At 40.1% G+C, this 16,104-nt stretch carries 14 protein-coding genes and 1 riboswitch; of the genes, 1 reads left to right on the top strand and 13 read right to left on the bottom strand.

What is annotated here, in order from left to right:
- Positions 1-163: 163 nt before the first annotated feature.
- The 3 genes from B9A52_RS21235 to B9A52_RS21225 form a co-directional block, all read right to left on the bottom strand.
- The gene (locus tag B9A52_RS21235; RefSeq protein WP_084122562.1) at positions 164-1,345 is read right to left on the bottom strand and encodes a TolC family protein; all 1,182 of its coding nucleotides are present in this window, start codon (positions 1,343-1,345) and stop codon (positions 164-166) included.
- The gene (locus tag B9A52_RS21230; RefSeq protein WP_084122560.1) at positions 1,342-4,431 is read right to left on the bottom strand and encodes an efflux RND transporter permease subunit; all 3,090 of its coding nucleotides are present in this window, start codon (positions 4,429-4,431) and stop codon (positions 1,342-1,344) included. The genes B9A52_RS21235 and B9A52_RS21230 overlap by 4 nt, the downstream gene beginning before the upstream one ends.
- A 67-nt stretch (positions 4,432-4,498) precedes the next feature.
- A complete protein-coding gene (locus tag B9A52_RS21225) occupies positions 4,499-5,992 on the bottom strand; it encodes an efflux RND transporter periplasmic adaptor subunit (protein ID WP_084122558.1) in 1,494 nt (497 codons plus the stop codon).
- Between the two features lie 52 nt (positions 5,993-6,044).
- Between B9A52_RS21225 and B9A52_RS21220 the strand changes: the two genes are divergently transcribed.
- Positions 6,045-6,452, top strand: a complete 408-nt coding sequence (locus tag B9A52_RS21220) for a hypothetical protein (RefSeq protein ID WP_084122557.1) — start codon at positions 6,045-6,047, stop codon at positions 6,450-6,452.
- Between the two features lie 212 nt (positions 6,453-6,664).
- Here the strand turns inward: B9A52_RS21220 and B9A52_RS21215 are convergent, their stop codons facing one another.
- The 10 genes from B9A52_RS21215 to gcvT all read right to left on the bottom strand — a co-directional run bounded on the left by B9A52_RS21215 (position 6,665) and on the right by gcvT (position 16,072).
- Positions 6,665-7,084 carry a DUF1801 domain-containing protein gene (locus B9A52_RS21215; protein ID WP_084122556.1) on the bottom strand — a complete coding sequence of 140 codons (420 nt, stop codon included), beginning with the start codon at positions 7,082-7,084 and terminating at the stop codon, positions 6,665-6,667.
- Between the two features lie 3 nt (positions 7,085-7,087).
- Complete coding sequence (locus tag B9A52_RS21210) at positions 7,088-7,642, bottom strand: YdeI/OmpD-associated family protein (protein ID WP_084122555.1); 555 nt, start codon at positions 7,640-7,642, stop codon at positions 7,088-7,090.
- 138 nt (positions 7,643-7,780) lie between these two features.
- Positions 7,781-8,404: a hypothetical protein gene (locus tag B9A52_RS21205; protein ID WP_084122554.1), complete on the bottom strand. Its 624-nt coding sequence runs from the start codon at positions 8,402-8,404 to the stop codon at positions 7,781-7,783.
- 13 nt (positions 8,405-8,417) lie between these two features.
- A complete protein-coding gene (locus B9A52_RS21200) occupies positions 8,418-9,662 on the bottom strand; it encodes a serpin family protein (protein ID WP_084122553.1) in 1,245 nt (414 codons plus the stop codon).
- A 263-nt stretch (positions 9,663-9,925) separates the two neighbouring features.
- Positions 9,926-11,095, bottom strand: coding sequence for a trans-sulfuration enzyme family protein (locus B9A52_RS21195; protein WP_084122552.1), 1,170 nt, complete (start codon positions 11,093-11,095; stop codon positions 9,926-9,928).
- A gap of 428 nt (positions 11,096-11,523) precedes the next feature.
- Positions 11,524-11,631, bottom strand: a riboswitch (SAM riboswitch).
- 251 nt (positions 11,632-11,882) lie between these two features.
- On the bottom strand, positions 11,883-12,443 hold the full coding sequence (gene pth / locus B9A52_RS21190; protein ID WP_084122551.1) for an aminoacyl-tRNA hydrolase: 561 nt from the start codon (positions 12,441-12,443) through the stop codon (positions 11,883-11,885).
- An 87-nt stretch (positions 12,444-12,530) separates the two neighbouring features.
- The gene (locus B9A52_RS21185) at positions 12,531-13,103 is read right to left on the bottom strand and encodes a 50S ribosomal protein L25/general stress protein Ctc (protein ID WP_084122550.1); all 573 of its coding nucleotides are present in this window, start codon (positions 13,101-13,103) and stop codon (positions 12,531-12,533) included.
- A 40-nt stretch (positions 13,104-13,143) separates the two neighbouring features.
- Complete coding sequence (locus B9A52_RS21180; protein WP_084122549.1) at positions 13,144-14,070, bottom strand: ribose-phosphate pyrophosphokinase; 927 nt, start codon at positions 14,068-14,070, stop codon at positions 13,144-13,146.
- A 115-nt stretch (positions 14,071-14,185) separates the two neighbouring features.
- Positions 14,186-14,905 (bottom strand): 2-phosphosulfolactate phosphatase, encoded by a 720-nt coding sequence (locus B9A52_RS21175; RefSeq protein ID WP_084122548.1) that lies wholly within the window; start codon positions 14,903-14,905, stop codon positions 14,186-14,188.
- Between the two features lie 72 nt (positions 14,906-14,977).
- Entirely contained in the window at positions 14,978-16,072 is a 1,095-nt protein-coding gene (gene gcvT / locus B9A52_RS21170; protein WP_084122547.1) for a glycine cleavage system aminomethyltransferase GcvT, read from the bottom strand.
- Positions 16,073-16,104: the final 32 nt, after the last annotated feature.

Below are 16,104 nucleotides of genomic sequence, written 5' to 3'. Positions count from 1 at the left end.
AAATCCCGTATAGCCAGCTTCTCGAGATTTGCAATCTTGAGAACAGATAAAAAGGAATTTGTAATTTCGGCATGTTAGATTTGGGTTGAAGATTGGGATTACAAATCCCAGTTATCTGAATTCGGGATTGTAAATCCCGAATAGCTGGGTACCGAATAGCTACCTACAACCTAAACTTCAAAATCTCTGCCTTAACAGCATAGTAATCTTTTTCTGTCAACAGGAAATTGTTGTAGGCCATATAATAATAATTGGATTCCATAAAGTAAACTATGGTGGAAATGTGTCCCACTTCCAATGCTTTATCCAAATATTCCAGACTGTTTATAGCCGAAAGTACTGTTTTATATTCATTGAAGGTTCTTGACAATTTCTCATATTTTTCAAACAGCTGCTTGACATCATAGAACTTCTCATTTTGATATTCTCTGACCCGTAAATCCGAAAATAAAACTGCGGCTTCACTTTGACGGACCTTGTATTTATTTTCCCAAAGCGGAATGCTAGTGCCGATATGAAATCCATTGAAGGTTTGGCCCAAAATCCCCTGATACCGATAACCGGCCTCCATTTTTGGCAAGGCCATTGCTTTGCTGAGTTCCAATTGTTTTTTGGCAGTGACGGTTTCCATCTCAATGAATTTAAGTGTAGGATCCTCAGATTGAATTTCAAGATATAAATCCTCGAAAAAGGGGATAGGATCCATTTCCGGATAAATGGTTTCAGTAAAAGCTATTTCAATCCCTCCGTTCAGTGCGGTAAGTTGTTGGTTGAGTTGGTTGATTTCCGATAGATTCAATTGGAATTCCTTGTTGATTTCGATCAACTGTAGCCTCGCTTTGTTTACATCAAGAATATTCCCATCTCCCGTTTCCAACTTGGTTTCAAAGTCACTGAGTAGGTTTTCAGTAAATGTTTTTCTCAATTGGAATTGTTCGTGAAGTTTGTTTCTATAGACCAACTCTATACAGATGGATTGTGCTTCAAAAAGGACTTCTTGCCTTGCAGCATCAAAGTTGTAGGTGGATTGAGCAATTTGTTCATTGGCAAGCTGTTTTCTTTTGCCATATACAGTTGGAAAATCAAATGTCTGATTTAATAATATATCTGTTTGGTTACCCGCATTCAATGGAAAGCCATACATAAAGTCATATCCAATATCTGGGTTATAAAGGGGCATTTCCGATTTGAACTGTAGGTTTTGTGCCTCCTGCTTTTGTGCATTAGCCTGTAAGGTTTTATTGTTTTTCTCTATTTCCGCCATGATGACGTCAAAACTCGATTGGCCATTTGCATTTACAAAAGTCAAAAGCAATAGTGTATAAAGGATTATGGACTTTTTCATTTTGTTTCAGTTTTTGAGTTGACTAGAAAATAGACCATGGGAACGATAATGAGGTTAAGTAAGGTAGAAGTGGTCAGACCGCCCAAAATGACTTTGGCCATCGGACTTTGGATTTCATTTCCGGGTAGATCTCCGGCCAAAGCCAAAGGTATCAATGCCAATCCCGCGGTGATGGCTGTCATCAAGATCGGACTCAACCTGTCTTTTGAACCTTGGATTACGGTCTCATAAAGGCTGAGACCTGCTTCCCTGAGATTTTCATAATGTGATACCAGAAGAATCCCGTTTCTGGTGGCAATACCAAATAAGGTGATAAATCCGATGATGGCTGGAATACTCAGAATGCCACTTGTGAAGTAAATACTGAATATGCCGCCGATCAAAGCCAATGGGAGATTGATCAATATGATGGAAGCAAGGGAGACTTTTTTAAATTCCTGAAAAAGAATCATGAAAATTACCAGGATAGCAAAGAACGAAGTGACCAACAGGGTAGTGGAAGCCTCTTCTTCTGCTTCAAATTGCCCGCCAAGCTCCACGTGATAGCCTTCCGGAAGTTGGATGTTTTCGGATATTTTAGCTCTGATCTCATCCACTACGCTTTTTTGATCGCGTCCTGATACATTGGCAGAGACAACTGTTTTGCGTGCCACATTCTCCCGGTTTATGGTATTTGGTCCGCTTCCGCTGACTATGTTTGCGACATAATGAATCGGTATTTTTTCTCCGTTTTCAGCGTCAATCAAGGTATTCATGATATGATCCATTTTGGTTCGATTCTCCTCATCGAAGCGAACTATAAGATCAAATGACCGATTTTCCTCATAGATCTCTGATACCTTTTCGCCTGCAAGACCCACATCTACGAATTCATTGAATTTACCAATACTTATACCGTAATGGCTCAGTAATTCTCTGTTGGCTTTGATCTGTATCTGTGGGATTTCGATCTGTGGCTCTACCTGCAGATCAACCAATCCATCAATGTCCTGGATTTCATTTTTTATCTGATTGGATAGGTTGTACATTCTGTTCAGGTCAGAACCAAAGATTTTGATGGCAATATTTGCCCTGGTGCCTGAAAGCATATGGTCGATTCTATGAGAAATCGGTTGGCCTATGGCTACATTGGCTTCTTTGATCTGCGAAAGCTTTTCCCGAACTTCTTCTAAAAACTCATCCCGACTTCTTTCTTCCAGTAAAAAAGGCACCTCAATTTCTGATGAGTTGACTCCCTGCGCATGCTCGTCCAGTTCTGCCCGGCCGGTTCTGCGGGTAGTTGAAATCACTTCAGGGACACTCAAAAGAGCTTCTTCTACTCTTTTTCCTATCTTATTACTTTCTTCCAAAGAGAGTCCCGGTAAAGCAACGGCGGCTATGGTAAGGGCTCCCTCATTGAATTCAGGTAAGAAACTTCTTCCCAATTGGGTAAAAACCAATATTGCAACAGCCAACATAGCTAAAGCTGAGCCGATAAAGAGCTTTTTCCAATGCATGGCTTTCTCAAGGAAAAGCCCATAAAAATTCTGGAGCCTACTCACAAGCCAACTTTCTCTTTCCTGTTTGATCAATCGACTTTCATTGGTCAGCATGTAGCTGCAGAGAACCGGAGTAAGCGTGATGGCTATGATCAATGAGGCAAAGAGCGCCACTATAAATGCAATTCCCAAAGGCGCCAATAATTTCCCTTCCATTCCTGAAAGAAAGAATAAAGGGATGAATGCCACAATAATGATAAAAGTAGCATTGATGATAGAATGCCTGATTTCGAATGAGGCATCAAAAATAACTTCTAGCTGATTTCTTTTATGCTTTTCAGGAAGTTTGGCATTTTCTTTAAGCCGTTTGAAGACATTCTCAACATCAATGATGGCGTCATCCACCAAATCCCCGATGGCGATGGCCATGCCGCCCAAACTCATGGTATTGATGGTAAACCCCAACCATTTTAATGTCAGGATAGCTACCAGCAATGAGATGGGTATGGCTAAAAGGGAAATCACTGTTGCTCGCCAATTCATCAGAAAAAGAAACAAAACAATAACCACAAAGGCACTGCCTTCCAATAGCACCTTTTGGATGTTGCTGATGGAAGCATTGATAAAATCGGCCTGTCTGAATACTTTGGTGTCTATTTGGATATCTTCCGGAAGGGTCTTTCGAAGATCAACCAAAGCTTCATCGATTTTATCGGTCAACAAAAGGGTATTGACATCAGGCTGTTTGGAAACAGCTAGTACAACACTGGGTTTGGCATTACTGGAAGCATCTCCGATTTTGGGTGCTGCACCTATTTTTACCTCAGCCACATCTTCAATCCTGATAATCTGTCCATTAGCTTGTTTTATGATTGATCGGCCGATTTCTTCAATGGAATTGGTTCTGCCTATTCCTTTGACGATGTACTCGTTACCATACTCATACACAAATCCACCTGAAGAGTTGCCATTGGATTCCTCTCCGGCTTTCATCAATTCTTCCAAAGTAACACCATGAAAACCCATCCTTTGGGGATTGGCCAGAATCTGATATTGCTTGAATTCTCCGCCATACACAATCACCTGCGCAACTCCGCCTGTTGCCAATAGTCTGGGTCGGATTATCCAGTCCGAAATAGTCCTTAAGTCCATCATGGAGGTACTATCCGCAGTCAAACTGACAAACATGATCTCTCCCATGATGGAGGATTGCGGTGCCATTACAGGCTTACCGACTCCCAAGGGTAAGGCTTCTCCTATGGTCGCCAGTTTTTCGTTGACAATCTGCCTGGCCCGATAGATATCAGTATCCCATTCAAATTCCACCCAAATCACCGAAAAGCCTCCTGATGAGGCAGATCGGACCCTTCTGACATTTGTGGCACCATTGACTGAAGTTTCAATTGGGAATGTGACCAATCTTTCCACCTCTTCAGGAGCCATTCCATGCGCTTCGGTCAGAATGACAACCGTTGGGGCTGTCAGATCCGGAAAAACATCCACTTCCATATTGAAGGCCACATAAGTGCCCAATAATGAAAGCAAAGCAAATGATGTCAGTACCAAAAGCCGGTTATTCAATGAAAATTTTAATATCGCATTGAGCATGAGTTTTTTCTTTTAAATTCCTATAGCCTTGAGATTTGAGGAGTTTGAGATGTAAGGAAATCAAACATCAATGACTGTGACCGTGTTCCGGAATTGCTCCTGTTGCGGAAGCCAATTTGATGGCATAAGCTCCCTGGGTGACTACTCTTTCATTTTCCTTCAGGCCTGAGAGGACATGTGCATTTATCCCGTCATTTCCGCCGAGCTTGACTTCTCTCTTTTGAAAACTTTCTCCCCCGGTTTGGACAAACACGTAGAAATTCCCCAATTCTTCCATAAGGGCTGAAACCGGAATGACCAAGGCATCAGGAATAGGTGATGATTTCAAATAGACTTCCGCAATTGCACCGGGGATTATGTTGCCGATATTGTCAATTTCAAAAGTGATCGGAATGTAGGAGGAGTTTGCCGAAGCACTTTTACCGAAGGAAACAACTTTGCCGTTCATACTTTCCGAATCAAAAACCTTTTCTTCTGAAATGATTCTAAAATTGGCAGCGGAAATTCCGGGCAATTTGTTGTAATATTTCTGGGACACGTTTGCCTGAAGCAGGACTTTTTTGTTTTTACTGACCACAGCCAATGGGAAACCCGCTTCAACATATTGACCTTCTGTGACCATGAGATTTTTCAGAAAACCAGGGGAATTGGCACTGATTTTTTGACCTGATCTCGAATAATTTCGAGATACTGCCTGAAAGGTGGATTCCATGTTTTCATATTCCATCTTGGCTTGTAAATATTCTTTTTGCGAAATGATCCTATCCTTTACCAAAATCTCTGCTCTCTGAAATTCGGCTTTTGACAATTCGTATTTGGCTTTGGTTTCATTGAAGTAAACATCAGGATTCTCCTGAGTTAGGTTAGCACTGCTGATGGTAAATAAATGATCTCCAACTTTTAATTCAGATCCGATCACCGTTTTATTCGTAGCAAACAATACTGCCCCATTGGAATTGGCTGTAATGACAGTTTCATCTCCAGGTGCGGGCAAGACCTGACCGCTTGTTTTAAGAATTTCGCGAAATGATCCCCGCCTTACAGGTGCATTTGAAAATTCAATGTTCCAGGCCTGATTTTTCAAATAAGTGATTTCATCACCTGAATCGTTTGGGTTTTTATACCTCGATGCAGAAACGATGTCTGGAAAAACAGTGATATTTTCGAATCTGATGACATCTGTAAACGAAGGCGTTTGAACCTCAAAAGTCAGATTTCCTTCTCCACTCAGTTCAGGATCCAATTCCATTTCAAAAATTCCCGGAGTTTCGGGTTTATTGGAACTGGATTTTATTTCTTTTCCATCCATTGAAAAAACAGCATTGATGGTGCCATTTTCCAAAGGGATGAACCGCTCATTCATAAGACTGACATGGACCATCATGGTAGTGGTTTTCCCGGCAACCATGGGTTCGAAGTCGACAAACAGTTCGATGTTTTCTGAATATGCGGTCAGCGCAACGGTTGGGAATTCTTGTTCATCATGGCTATGGTCATGCGCTTGTTGGCATGAAGCCAAAAATGCCAAACCACAGGTCAAAAGGATTTTTGCCCGATTCATAAAGGTTGATTTTAATGATTAATTAAATTTCATTAAGGCTTAGTCAAAATAAATGACTGAGCTGATCTTCAAAAAGATCACACCTGTGACGGTGGGGCCCTCAAACTGTCCGGTAACAGTTCTGAAATTTTGGAATAAAAAGATGTGGAATAGGGGGGAGGGTTCTTATATGAGATTCGAAAACTTTTATGCAATCCATTTTTTTCAGCAAATGTGGATTCAAATTCAAATAATTGTTTTTGAACCGGTTGATCCAGGTGAGGGCAAGAAATACACTCTATTCCATTTTGACCATGTTGTATCATGGAGAAAATATCCGAGCTGTGTTCCTCCCCTGTATCATGGTCATTTCCATGATGGTGTTCACATGGATATTCATGATGACCATAAAAGTTTAATGGATCGTGGTGGTGGTGCGGAAAAAAACTATGCCCCAACAGCATTGCTTGGGCAAGAGTAAGAAAAAAGAAGGATATATAACGCCTGAACATCTCAATCAAATTTAGAGAAAAAGTGGAGAAGTAAGATGTTTTCAGGTTTATTTTATATAGAAATAGTACAAATGGAAATAGTCTAAATAGAAATAACTATTCATAATTAGGCTCGAATTACGAATCCTTTTTCTGGATTTGGTACAGGTAGCTATTGGTCCAAATTAAGAACAGCGGGCCATCAGGGATACTTGGCTAAGGTAAATTCTATGGATGCTTTCGCCAATTCCTTCAATACTTCTTTATCAATATCTTCCAATTTATTGATATAGAGACATGATTTGCCAGATTTAAATTTCCCTAATCGCGAAAGTAGCCCGGCATGTTGGCCATGGATATCACAGGACATATACAGCGAAATGGCATTTTTTCTCGGGGAAAAGCCTATTAAAAGAAAATCGCCTTCTCTGCCACTGTCATATTTGTAATGATAGCTTCCAAAGCCTATAATGCTATCTCCCCACATTTTGGGTTCAAATCCTGAAACCTCCTGAAATAACTTCAGCAACTCAAAACTGTCCTGTCTTTTCTTTTGATCTTCAACAGTGTTGATAAATTCTTCCACCGAACTTTCTGTCTCTTTGGTTTTATTTTCTGTCATGGGTTATTTGTATTTGTCATTCAGCCCTTTACCTTCCAAAATCATCGGCTTGATTTTTTCCAATCTTGAGATTTTTGTTTCCTCCCTTTTGGGTTCCTGAATATAGAGAGCATATTCTTTTTGCTTGCCGGGGCTGAGATTGTAGAAACCAGCTTTCAATTGAGTATTGTTCTTGAAAGCTTCTTCAAGAATTTCCGGGATTTCAAATTTAACGAACCTATCAGGAACCAATCTTTTTCCTGCTTTTTCGTTGGCAATTACTTCCAGGAGATAGGAATAAATCTTATCGGGATTTATTTCTTCCATGCTTGAAAATCTCCATTGTCTCAAGGCTTTTGTTTTTCCTTCCTGTGCATTTACAAAGACATTCAAGGGATCGGACATAAACACGCCATTGTAAAACCAGATTCCTATATACGCCTTAAAAGGGGCAATACCAATGATATTCTGCCCTTCATAGGTATACACATCAATTCCCCACTTGATTGAATGCTGCAGCTCCGTTTTATTTACAACGGATTTTATCAATTCAATTTCTTCCTTCCATTGGATTGTCATAGTTGCTTTGGTTGAATGGGTTTATTCGAAATTACGGATTTTAGGGGAAAAACATAAATCAAAACCGGAAAGCCTAACATCCCAAGGTGAATTTATTTCGGGGAAGAAAAATTCAGGTGAAAAAGTATTTAAATTAGGTTACGGCCAATTATTGATAGGAACTATAAAGTCAACAGCAACCCATTTGGAATCCAATTCATTTTTTGCCTTCGTAGCGATCTCCAATGGCTCAAAGCCTGTTATTACGTTTTTTACTACAAACCTTTGGGTTAGACTTGTTGATCCTTCCCATTCTAATCCGTTTTCGAAGGCCCATTCCAATATTTTTGGAATATAGTCTTCATTATTAGGATGGATGGAAATTCCATTGACCAAAGTCCAAGGAGAAGAGTCTTGTATTTCAGGTCCTTGTGGACGGAGAATTGGCGTGGCTGCAGATATGGACTCATCTTGATTTAGAATCATCAATGATTCATAAAGTGTTTCGCAGCTTTGGGATTTTAACCAAAAAGGAACCCTATTGCTAAAATTTCCTATAGGAAATAATTCTTCATCCAAAAATTCATATGTAGCAAATAGCGATTGGATTTGAGTTTCTATATTTTCAAAGTCCTTAAACTCCACCATCACCACACCTGTCACAGGGGTAAAGGAAATATTTTCATAAAGAAAACTTTCCTGACAGGATTCATCCGGAAGCTCGCTGTCATTTGCACAGGAAGAAACTATTATCAATGTCAAAATGAGGAAGCTCCTTATCATAACTATAAAAACATCAAAGTTTTGACGGATCACCCAATTTCCCCATAAACAAAATCGCTCCACTATGTTTTTCCTGAATAAAGAAAATAAAGGGTTTATCCAAAACAAGGGTCCTAGGACCGGATGGTGCCGAAGTTAGTTCAACCACTTCTACAATTGTAGCAGCGGCGGCTTCTGATCCTTTTTCATCCACTTCTATTAAAGCATCGTGTATCACGCGAGAGATTTTAAGATCCCCTGTGAGGTTTGAAAACAATTTGGTGAAGTTATCCGGATGGAAAGAGAAAGGCCTGACCAATCCCATTTCCATCAGATCATTTTTCATGTTTGCCATCTTGTACTTCATTTTGAATTTTGGCATTTTGAGAATGAAGTTTATTTCTTGGGCATTCTGCCGCCACATTTCCAGGTTACCCAGATTCAAATATTGGCTTACTTGATCAAGGTTTCCTTCTTGATTGTAAAGAATTCCCATAGAGTATTGTCCTGTAGAATAGGGGATTTCAAAGTAGTGGTAGGCATCCCCATAATAACTTTTGAATGCGGAAGGTTTATCCAGGTCCATCATGTCTACCTGAACGGCATTTCCGGGACTGGGATAAAAGTTTTCCTTTTTTGTTTTGTACGCAACAAATTGATATTTCCAATCAGCTTTGTAATAAATGGCATTGACCAGGTACATGACTGCATCGGAGGGGATTTCGTCCAACATGTCTTTGATCAGGTTGTTGGTTTTCTGGGCTATCCAGTTGTTGATGATATTGACTGAATTGGAATTACGCATATCAAGTCCTGCGATTTCAGCATTGTAGTAATCCCTTGCGGTATTTTTGAAAGGTACCTGCACCTGATACTCCTGCTTGTACCAAATGGCATTGGCTATGGCCAATTTCACTTTCGGATCAACTTGCAGCAAAAATTCAGTCAGTTCTTTGGAACCACGATTGGCATTATCCAAACTCATTCCCTCATACCTGAGAAGATCAACAAATTCTTGGAGAACTTCCCCCTCATTCCCGTTCATGGTCATGGAGAGGGCCTGATGGATGCTGTAGGGACTATAGAACTGATTTGGTTCATCAGGGTCGTTCACTTGCGCGAAAAGATCAAGGGCAAATTTTGTACTCGAATTGGCCAATTCTTTTTCGTAAGTGGCCAATGTTCTCAAATTTGCTTCGGCAGGTTTAAATTCGTCGGAAGGTACACAGGCAAAGAATAGTACACCAAATGAAAAGAGGGGCAGGAGAATTTTTTTCATAGATCGAGCATTTATTACACAGTACGAAGTAAGCTTGCAAAACGCGACAAAGAAACCTGAAATTCTTAAAAAAATTCAGCTAGGTCAGTATAATCACCAAAATTAAAAAAGAAGGAGCGGGTAATCGGTCTCGAACCGACGGCCTTCAGCTTGGGATCCGCCGAGGCGGACTACCAACTGAGCTACACCCGCTTTCATTCTTAAAATTTAGGTACAGTAATATTTTAAAGCAAGTCGGAACCAAACAATTTCTTTATTATAAATTACTTAGAAAAGTTCAATGCCCTTTCTACATCCTGAATAATATCCTCATAATGTTCCAAACCGACTGAAAGTCTTACCAATCCATCTGTAATGCCAACATTTGCCCTTTCTTCTTCACTCAATTTACTGTGGGTCGTAGAAGCAGGATGGGTGATGATGCTTCTGCTATCTCCCAAGTTTGCCGTGACAGAAATCATTTGTAAGCCATCAATAAAGCGTTGTGCCCTTTGGATTCCTCCCTTTAAAGTCAAAGTAATAATTCCTCCGCCCTGCGACATTTGCTTTTTTGCCAGGTCATATTGTGGGTGGGAGGGGAGGAAGGGGTATTTCACAAAATCAATTTCCTTATTTGCTTCGAAGTATTCAGCAACTTTCAGGGCATTTGAACAATGCCTGTCCATCCGTACTGCTAAAGTTTCCATACTTTTTGCCAGAATCCAGGCATTGAAGGGGGAGATGGAAGGGCCGGTATGTCTTGTAAAGAACTGTACTTCTTTGATCAGATCCTTTTTACCCAAAATCAATCCACCCAAAACCCGTCCTTGTCCATCGATGTATTTGGTAGCTGAATGGGTCACAATATGCGCTCCCCATTTTGCAGGCTGCTGTAGATATGGGGTTGCAAAGCAATTGTCCACTACCAAAATCAGGTTATGTGCCGCTGCAAACTTTCCTGCCCATTCCAGGTCAATGATTTCCAGACCGGGATTGGAAGGAGTTTCTATAAAGAGCATTTTGGTGTTTGGCTTGACCAGCTTTTCCCAATTGGTAAAATCAGAAATGTCTCCATAGGTTGATGTAATTCCCCATTTTGGGAAAACCTTTGTCAGCAATTGATGGGTAGAACCAAACAATGAGCGGGAGGCAAGGATATGGTCTCCATGTTGTAAAAGTGAAGCTATGCTTCCAAACATGGCGGCCATTCCGGATGCAGTGGCTATTCCGTCCTCTGTTCCCTCCGCAGCGCAAACTTTTTGGATCAGGTCAGAAGAATTGGGATTCGCATACCTGGAGTAGATATTTCCCTCGATCTCCTCGGCAAACATCTGTCTGGCCTCTTCGGCAGAATCAAAAGTAAAGCTCGAACTTAGGTATAAAGGTGCCGAATGCTCTTTATGGTTGGATTTGGATGCAGAAATCCGGATAGCGTCAGTTTCAAAATGGGACATGGAGGCGTTGGTTAATGGTTGAATAGGCTATTCTGTAACAAGACTGTTTGGAATTAATCGAAATAGACTGGAAATAAGGTAGAAATAAAGTGGAAATCGGAGCGAAACAGAGATCCCGAGAGCAATACCGATTCGGGATATGATTGAAATAGAATCGAAATTCAGTAGAAAGATAATCCAATCGGAAATCTATCAAGTAATTGGGTTTACGGATAAAACTGAAACAAAAAATAGGCAAAGACGGGATTGCTGATCGTGATATTAGGAGATTTTGAAGATTGTTATCCGCCAATATCATCAAGCTCTTCTCCAAAAAATGGCTGATTTTCCAATTCTTGGTACTTCGTACATGGTACTTTGTACTTATATCAAAAGGCTTAATAATTTCTTTAAATAGCTCGTAAATCTGTACAGATGGCATAATTTCCAATTTATAGTCCCCGCTTATTCGGGCAGGTTTTGGCACCTTTCCCGATGTGTCGGGGTGGTTGCCAGAGGGTCTTCGAGCCTGTTCTCTCACCTCTTCTTTATAAATCAGTTTCCTGAAGTGTTTGCAAATTAAGTTTTCAAAAAGTGTATTTCAAAAGATTATCCGGAATACTTTTTTATTGAAGAGAAATAAGTTAGATGTACCATTGAAATATGTTGGAAATAAAATTAGAGATTGCCACGTCGCACGATGAATTATCCTAATTATAAAGGTTAATAGAAGTGCTCCTCGCAATGACGCACAATCTAAAATCTAAAATCCGCAAGTCTCAAATCTTACGTCTAGCGTCTCATATCTTCAATCATTAAACTGCGTCATCGTCATATTGATCCCGACCGTACAAAAGCTCAAAATCATATCTATTGCCTTATCCATAAAAATGGGAAGTTCATCTATTTCTTTTTGAGACCATCTGCCTAAGACATATTCAACCTGTCGGCCTTTGGGAAAATCATCACCTATTCCAAACCTCAATCTTGGATAATCTTGTCCGCCTGTTAAATCCTCAATGTTTTTGAGGCCATTGTGACCTGCTGCTGAACCTTTGCTCCTCATCCTCAACTTCCCAAATGGCAAGGCTACATCATCCACAATCACTAAGACGTTTTCTTTTGGAATATTCAGTTCTTTCATCCAATAATTGACAGATTTACCGCTCAAATTCATATAAGTGGTTGGTTTGATCAGATGGATTTGTCGACTCTTGTATTTAAAATGAGTTGTAAATGCCAGCCTATCACTTTTCCATTGGACATTTTGTTGGTCAGCCAAGCGGTCAGCGGTCAGAAATCCAACGTTATGTCTTGTGAGTTCATATTCAGGACCTATATTTCCAAGTCCCACGATGAGATACTTCATGGATTGATTTTTGTAAAAGCTGCACAAAAATAAAAAATCCTGCTTAACCTTAAGCAGGATTTGATTTTATCATATTCTAAAAACTGATTATTCAGCTTTTTTACCTCTGAGTGCTCTTGGGATTCCAATAGTTACGATGGATACATTTGGGCTAGTGAGGATTTCAAAGCCTTCTACTTTCAAATCTCCAACTCTGAATGATTTACCCAAATCCAAATTGTTGATATCAACTTCAACATAATCAGGAAGATTTCCTGCCAAACCTTTGACAGCTATTTTCCTGGTTTTGATTTCAAGTTTACCCCCTTTAATAATTCCTGGAGAAGTACCTTTAATCACTACTGGGATTTCAAATTTGATAGGCCTGTCGGGGCTGAAAGCCAAGAAATCTGCATGCAACAAAACTTCTGAAACCGGATGAAATTGTGCGTCTTTCAACACTGCTTTCATTTTTTCGCCTTCAATATTCAGATCAACCATGTGAACTTCCGGAGTGTACACCAAGTCTCTGAACAAAATGGCAGGGGAGTAGAAATGGATTTGCTCTTTGATAGCCGGACCATAAACCACACAAGGAACATTACCTTCCTGACGGATTTGGTTCAATTCCTGATTATCGAGATTTGCTCTTTTAAACCCTATAATCTCTAAAGATTTCATAAATTTTAATTTAAGTGTATATAATTGATTAAGTAATTCATTAAATAAATAATGCAGAAATGGAAGTGTTTCCAGTTACCGCATGTATTGCTTTTGCAAAAAGGTCAGCTACTGAAAGAACTCTGATTTTTGAAGATTGCCTTTTCATTGGTATGGTATCGGTGATAACCAACTCCTTTAAAATGGAATTTTCAAGATTTTCATAGGCGTTTCCGGAAAGAACACCATGTGTAGCTATGGCCCTTACTGAGGTGGCGCCTTTGTCCATAATAATCTGTGCTGCTTTACACAAAGTACCTGCTGTATCTACAAGGTCATCAATAAGAATCACATCTTTCCCTTCAACGTCACCGATTACCTGCATGGAAGCCACTTCATTGGCCCTTTTTCTGTGCTTATCACAGACCACCATTTCTACTTCAAAATGCTTGGCATAAGACCTTGCTCTTGCCACACCTCCCACATCTGGAGCTGCGAAAATCATATTGTCCAAGGCCAGCCTTTCCAAATAGGGCACGAAGATAGCTGATCCATTTAAATGATCCAAAGGGATATCAAAAAAACCTTGGATCTGCCCTGCGTGCAGGTCACAGGTCATGATCCTATCTGCTCCTGCAGAGGTAAGCATATTGGCAATTAATTTGGCCGCTATGGAAACTCTTGGCCTGTCTTTTCTATCCTGTCGGGCGTATCCATAATAGGGAATTACAGCACAAACCTTATAAGCACTCGCTCTTTTGGCTGCATCTATCATCAGACATAGCTCCATGAGGTTATCTGCGGTGGGATTTGTAGTCTGGATCAAAAAGACCGTACAGCCCCTAACCGATTCATTGTAGCTGGGCGACATTTCTCCATCACTGAATTTGGAGATGGTCAGATCTCCGAGGCGTTTCCCGTAATGTTTTGCTATTTTTTCGGCAAGTAAGTGGCTATTGGTACCTGAAAAGAGTTTGACCTCAGTCATAATAGGATGGGTTTTTTCAGTGAAATGATTGATTTCTGATTGCCAACAAAGGTATATAAATTTGCTGGCAAAGTGAATCTGAGGTAAAAGATTGTAAAATATTATTTGGCACGATTTACTTTATCGGATTTTTAGCAACCAGTTTTCCTTCCTCCAAAATTCCAATAATATCATAGATATTCAGTGAAAGACAAAATTCAATATCGGCCTCAATATTGTGGTTTTGAAGTCTTTTGGCATGGGAAGCCTGCCCCATAAAAATCCGAAGCCGGTGTTGATTGCCCTCATAAAGATTCTTCATCGCGATGGAAGTGTCACATTCTGTTCCAAAATGAGGATGTAAATTGCTTACTAATGCACCGGCAAACAAAGAATCCTCCAGGTTGAATTTCCCCTTCCAGCCGGCGCAGAGAATCAAAACGTCTCTTTGCTCTGAAATTAAAAAATCAGTGGTTGCTGATAGGTTAACAAAAGCACCTAAAATAATTTTGTTGGCGACATTTTTGGTCTTTTCAATTGCCACAGTGCCATTCGTGGTGGTCATGGCGATTTTGGATCCTGAATATTTATTGTCCAAATAAGCAAGGGGGGAATTCCCCAATTCAAAACCTTCTGCCGTTTTCCCATTTCTTTCTCCAGCAATAGTGTATCCGGAATTTGCCATGGATTTACAGGTTTCCAAGTCCATCACAGGAGTTATGGAATCCACTCCATTGGCCAAAGCTGCCAACATAGTTGAAGTAGCCCTGAAAATATCCACAATAACCACATTTTTATCTTGGACATCATAGAGATGAATCAATTCAGGACTCAGGCAGATTTCAACTTTCTTCATTTATCTGTATAAAAATAAACCCTGTAATGAATTCACATATGTTTCACAGCAGGGTTTATGGAATGGATGGATTTATTTTTTGTACAAAGGCAGTTTTTCAATTGTTGCCGGTATGTTTTTGTTTCTAACAGTGATGGCAATTTCTGTTCCCGGGGAAGCATATTCGGACTTGACATATCCCAAACCAATCCCTACACCCATAGATGGGGACATAGTTCCCGAGGTTACTTCTCCGATGACCTCACCGGAATTATTCACAATAGGATAGTGTGCCCTTGGAATTCCTTTTTCATTTATTATAAAGCCAACCAACTTTTTATCTACCCCCTTTTCTTTTTGTTTTTTGAGGTTTTCACTATTGATAAAGTCCTTGGTGAATTTGGTGATCCAACCCAATCCTGCCTCAAGAGGTGAAGTCTCATCGCTGATATCATTTCCATAGAGGCAATAACCCATTTCCAATCTAAGTGTGTCTCTGGCCCCTAATCCAATTGGTTTGATTCCAAGACTTTTTCCTGCTTCAAAAACGGCATTCCACACGCTCTCGGCATCCTCATTTTTTACATAAATTTCAAAGCCTCCGGCTCCCGTATATCCTGTACCTGATATGATCACATTTTCAACACCAGCAAATTGACCTGTGGTGAAGTGATAGAATTTAATAGAAGAAAGATCAATAGGGGTAAGTGATTGCACAGCCTCAATTGCTTTGGGACCTTGAATGGCAAAAAGAGAAATCCTATCTGAAATATTTTCCAGATCAGCGCCAATATTGTTGTGTTTGTTGATCCAGTTCCAATCTTTTTCAATGTTTGAAGCATTCACTACAAGCATATATTCCTGATCAGCCATTTTGTAGACAATCAAATCATCCACAATTCCACCTTCTTCATTGGGGAAGCATGAATATTGTGCCTGTCCTATTACCAATTTGGAAGCGTCATTTGAAGTTACTTTTTGAATCAGATCCAATGCTTTTGCCCCTCTTATCATAAATTCACCCATATGGGAAACATCAAAAACACCTACCCCTTCTCTCACGGTTTTGTGCTCTTCTATATCCGAAGAATACCTTACGGGCATATTATAACCTGCGAAAGGAACCATTTTGGCTCCCAAGGATTCGTGTAAGTCATTCAATTGAACTTTTTTAATATTGTCAGTCATGTCAGGATTATGGTTTTATGCCCGCAAATGTA

The organism is Aquiflexum balticum DSM 16537, assembly GCF_900176595.1.
Taxonomy (GTDB): Bacteria; Bacteroidota; Bacteroidia; order Cytophagales; family Cyclobacteriaceae; genus Aquiflexum; species Aquiflexum balticum.
The sequence above is the reverse complement of the archived record's forward strand: the minus strand, read 5'-3'. Positions and strand labels throughout refer to the sequence as shown.